Below are 4,378 nucleotides of genomic sequence, written 5' to 3' on the forward strand. Positions count from 1 at the left end.
ACCCGCAGCGTGAACCACGAGACCTGGCCGGGCGTGGCGCCCTCGGTCTCGGGCACGAGCTGCGTCGGGTCGGCCTCGGGCAGCCGCTCGCCCAGGTAGCGGTCGACCAGGTCGGAGAGCGTCTTGTCGGGGAAGCTCGGACGGATGAGCCATCCGGCGAGGATCGTGTCGAACGCGAGTCCGCCGACCGCGACGCCGGCACGACGGAGAGCCTTCAACTGGGGCTTCGCGTCGCTGAACACCTTCGGCGCATCCGACGCGAACCACGGCGCAATCGTCTCGGCGACCTCCGGCGTCCACGTCGTCTCGACCGCCGCTTCGAGGGTCGCGAAGCCGACACGCCGCGGGAGCCCGCCTTCGATCGTGAGGGTCACACCGACCTCGCCGCTCGCGCCCGCGAGCCAATCGGCGAGCTCGGTCGGCGAGGGCTCGGCGGCCTTCGGCATCGGCGGCACCTCGGCCGTCGACTGCGTCGTTCCGGCCGCGCCGTCGAGCCCCGCCGCCTCGAAGACGCGCGGGAGCAGCGTGCGGAACTCCAGCCGCGAGAAGATGTCGCGCACCGCCTGCGCGTCGATCGGCTTGACCGCGAGGTCGGCCGGACCGACCGGCAGCTCGACGTCGCGCAGAAGACGGTTGAGAGCGCGGTTGCGCTTCACGTCTTCGAGGTGCTCGCGCAGGTTGTTCCCGACGACGCCGGTGACCTTGTCGGCGTTCGCGAGCAGCTCGTCGAGCGACCCGTACTGCGTGAGCCACTTCACGGCGGTCTTCTCGCCGACCTTCGGCACGCCCGGCAGGTTGTCGCTCGTCTCGCCGACGAGAGCCGCGATGTCGGGGTAGTTCTGGGGCGGCAGGCCGTACTTCTCGATGACCGCCTGCGTGTCGTAGCGCTTGAGTTGCGAGACGCCCTGCACGTTCGGGTACAGGAGCGTGATGTCGTCGTCGACGAGCTGGATCGTGTCGCGGTCGCCCGAGCAGACGAGCACGCGATACCCCTCCTGCTCGCCCTGGGTCGCGAGCGTCGCGAGGATGTCGTCGGCCTCGATGTCTTCGAGCTGGAGCACCGGGATGTTCATCGCCGCGAGGCAGTCCTGCAGAAGCGGGATCTGGCCACGGAACTCAGCGGGCGTCTCGGAGCGGTTCGCCTTGTACTCCGGGTACTCGCGCGTGCGGAACGACTGACGCGACGTGTCGAAGGCCACGGCCATATGCGTCGGCTTCTCGGCCTTGATCAGGTTGATCAGCATCGCGAGGAAGCCGTAGATGCCGTTCGTGTGCTGGCCGTCCTTCGTCGAGAAGTTCTCGACGGGGAGCGCGTAGAACGCGCGATACGCGAGCGAGTGCCCGTCGACGACCAGGAGAGTGGGCTTTTCGGAGTCCGTCACCCTGCAAGCCTAGCCAGGGCCGTCGACACCGAATCCGCCTGCGCGGGGTGCCTCACTTCTTGGGCGCGAGCTGCTCGATGATGGCCTTCGCGACGTCCTGCATCGTCAGGCGGCGGTCCATCGACGCCTTCTGGATCCAGCGGAACGCCTCGGGCTCGGTGAGGCCCATCTTCTCGTTGAGAAGGCCCTTCGCGCGGTCGACGAGCTTGCGGGTCTCGAAGCGCTCGACCATGTCGGCGACCTCGGCCTCGAGCGTGATGATCTGCTCGTGACGTGCCAGCGCGATCTCGATCGCGGGCAGCAGGTCGTTGGGCGTGAAGGGCTTCACGACGTAGGCCAGCGCGCCGGCCTCGCTCGCTCGCTCGACGAGCTCCTTCTGGCTGAACGCGGTCAGCAGCACGACGGGCGCGATGTGGTTCTTGCTGAGCTTCTCAGCGGCGCTGATGCCGTCGAGCTGCGGCATCTTGACGTCCATGATCACGAGGTCGGGACGCAGCTCGGTCGCGAGCTGGACGGCGGTCTCGCCGTCGCCCGCCTCACCTACGACATCGAAGCCGTTGTCGCGCAGGATCTCGACGATGTCGAGCCGGATGAGCGACTCGTCTTCGGCTACGACCACTCGACGCGGAGCGGCGGAGGACGCTGCAGGCTGCTCGTTCTCAGTCACCTTTGAATCCTAAGGTATGGTCAATCGAAGCGCGCGAGCGCCGGTGTGGCGGAATGGCAGACGCGACCGACTCAAACTCGGTTGCCCGCAAGGGCGTGTGGGTTCGACTCCCACCACCGGCACTTCTGTGATCGCGGATGCCACCGCTGACGCGCTGGGTGAGAGCGGGCGCCCGCGCGGGACGCCCGCTCCCCTGTTCAGTCGTGGGCCGCTCGACGGACTCGCCACACCGCCACGACGCCGGCAGCGATGAGCGCCGCGCCGCCGACGATGGCGCCGATCATCGGCAGACCGCCCGTCGTCGCGAGGAATGCCGCCACCGGGGCCGACGACTCGACCGCGGGGCTTGCGGTGTCGGCCGGGACCGCGGGCGCCGCGGGATCGGTCGGCTCGGCGGGCACGATCGGAGCGACCGGGTCCGCCGGATCGACCGGGCCGAGCGGATAGACCGGACCCTCGGGATCGATCTCCAGCTCCGGCTCCGCGGGGTCGGTGGGCTCGGCCGGGTCGGTCGGCTCCGCCGGGTCGGTCGGCTCCGCCGGGTCGGTCACGTCGCCGCACGGCAGCTCGCCGAGGAAGGTGTGGTGGTGGATCTCACCGGCACCGTTCGTGGTCACCGAACGCGCGAACCACTGGCCGTTCGTCGTCACGTCCGACGAGAACTCGAGGTCGGCATCCGGCGCCCAGATCGATCCCATCTCGAGACCGTTGATGCGGACCGAGCCGGTCAGGTCGGACAGGTCGAGCATGATGTAGCGCGCGTAGCTCTGCTGCACGCCGGCCTGCGACGACCATCCTTCGAACCGAAGCTGGCCGATCTCCATCGTTCCGGCGGGCACGCGCACGATGAGCGGAGCCTGCGCGGTCGGCGCGTAGCCGCCGGCGCGATCGAGCTTGACCGTCTTGCCCGCGACGTCCGCGTAGTCGATGACGTTGGGGCGGTCGGTGGTGAAGCCCTCGACGAACGCGAGTCCGCCCTGGTCCGCAACCGTGACCTGTCGCGCGAGATCGGATGACGGGTCGTACAGCGACGTGAGGTAGGACTCGACGGATGCCACGTGGGCATCGACATCGCCGAAGTAGTCCGCGACGGCCGGCTTCGACGTCTGGAAGTCCGTCAGTTCAGCGGAGGCGAAGGGCACGATCCTCAGATCCATGACGCCGCCGCTCGCGTTGGTGAGGCGTGCGAAGTCGCCGCCCTGCGCCGGCCCCGTGCCGCCACCCCTCTGCGAGAGGCTAAGTGAATCGGCCTGACTTTCGTTCCGTTCTTCAAGCAAGGATGGAACTCGATGAACAGGAAGTACTCGCCGGAGATGCGTGAGCGTGCGTTGCGGATGCTCGCGGAGGCGCGGCCGGAGCACCCGACGATGATGAGCGCGGTGCGGCATGTGGCTGGTCTGCTCGGCATGAGCCCGGAGACGCTGCGACTGTGGCAACGCCGGTATGAGGTCGACGCCGGAGTGAAGCCCGGGCTCACGACGGATGCGGCGGCGGAGATCAAGCGGCTGCAGAAGGAGAACGCCGAGCTGCGCAAAGCCAACGAGATCCTCAAGGCTGCGAGTGTGTTTTTCGCGAAGGAGCTCGACCGCCCCTGACCGAGATGATCCGGTTCATCAACGAACATCGGGATCGTTTCGGGGTCGAGCTCATCTGCCGTGTCCTCCGACCGGCAGTTCAAGGGTTCCTCACCTCCCGCGGCTACCGTGCCGCCGTCGGCCGTGCGCCGTCGGCCCGGCAGTTGAAGGATGAGTTGCTGGTGCCGGAGGTCGCCCGGTTGCATGCGGAGAACTACGGCGTTTACGGGCGCCGGAAGATGCACGCGCTGATGCGCCGGCAAGGCTGGGAGATCGGCCGCGACCAGACCGAACGCCTCATGCGTCTGGCCGGGGTGCGGGGCGTGAAGAAGTCGAAGCGGGTGTTCACCACACGCTCCGACAAGGCCGGGGCACTACCGAGCGATCTCGTCAATCGCCGCTTCACCGCGCCCGCGCCCAGGCACCTCTGGGTGTGTGACGTGACCTACGTCGCGACGTGGTCCGGGTTCGCCTACGTCGCGTTCGTCACCGACGTCTACTCCCGTCGCATCGTTGGGTGGAACGTCGCCGCGACACTGCGATCCGAGATCCTGCCCATGCAGGCGCTGGACATGGCCGCTTGGAATGCCGGCGGTCGGCTCGACGGGCTCATCCATCACGCCGACCACGGCTCGAACTACACCGCAATGGTCTACACCGAGCGGATCCTCGAACTCGGCGCCGTGCCCTCCACCGGGACCGTCGGCGACTCGTTCGACAACGCGATGGCGGAAGCGGTGAACAACCTCTACAAG

The 4,378-nt window shown here is 68.1% G+C and carries 5 protein-coding genes and 1 tRNA gene; 3 read left to right on the forward strand and 3 right to left on the reverse strand.

Translation table 11 applies throughout. From position 1 onward, the window contains the following. Nucleotides 1–1,382, reverse strand: a 1,382-nt coding sequence (locus tag VFF97_RS11890) for a 5'-3' exonuclease H3TH domain-containing protein (protein WP_325033707.1), incomplete at its 3' end; no start/stop codon positions are given. Between the two features lie 52 nt (nt 1,383–1,434). Next, the gene (locus tag VFF97_RS11895; protein WP_325033708.1) at nt 1,435–2,049 is read right to left on the reverse strand and encodes an ANTAR domain-containing response regulator; all 615 of its coding nucleotides are present in this window, start codon (nt 2,047–2,049) and stop codon (nt 1,435–1,437) included. Nucleotides 2,050–2,088: 39 nt separating this feature from the next. Between VFF97_RS11895 and VFF97_RS11900 the strand changes: the two genes are divergently transcribed. Next, nucleotides 2,089–2,171 (forward strand) — tRNA-Leu (locus tag VFF97_RS11900). A 75-nt stretch (nt 2,172–2,246) separates the two neighbouring features. Here the strand turns inward: VFF97_RS11900 and VFF97_RS11905 are convergent. Next, nucleotides 2,247–3,206, reverse strand: coding sequence for a collagen-binding domain-containing protein (locus VFF97_RS11905; RefSeq protein WP_325033709.1), 960 nt, complete (start codon nt 3,204–3,206; stop codon nt 2,247–2,249). Nucleotides 3,207–3,338: 132 nt separating this feature from the next. On the opposite strand from VFF97_RS11905, the gene VFF97_RS11910 reads away from it, so the two are divergent. After that, nucleotides 3,339–3,644 (forward strand): transposase, encoded by a 306-nt coding sequence (locus VFF97_RS11910; RefSeq protein WP_325033710.1) that lies wholly within the window; start codon nt 3,339–3,341, stop codon nt 3,642–3,644. Nucleotides 3,645–3,649: 5 nt separating this feature from the next. Further along, nucleotides 3,650–4,378: IS3 family transposase (locus VFF97_RS11915; RefSeq protein WP_325033711.1), on the forward strand; the 729-nt coding region annotated here is incomplete at its 3' end.

The sequence above is a fragment of the Microbacterium sp. genome (genome assembly GCF_035687345.1).
Lineage (GTDB): Bacteria > Actinomycetota > Actinomycetes > Actinomycetales > Microbacteriaceae > Microbacterium.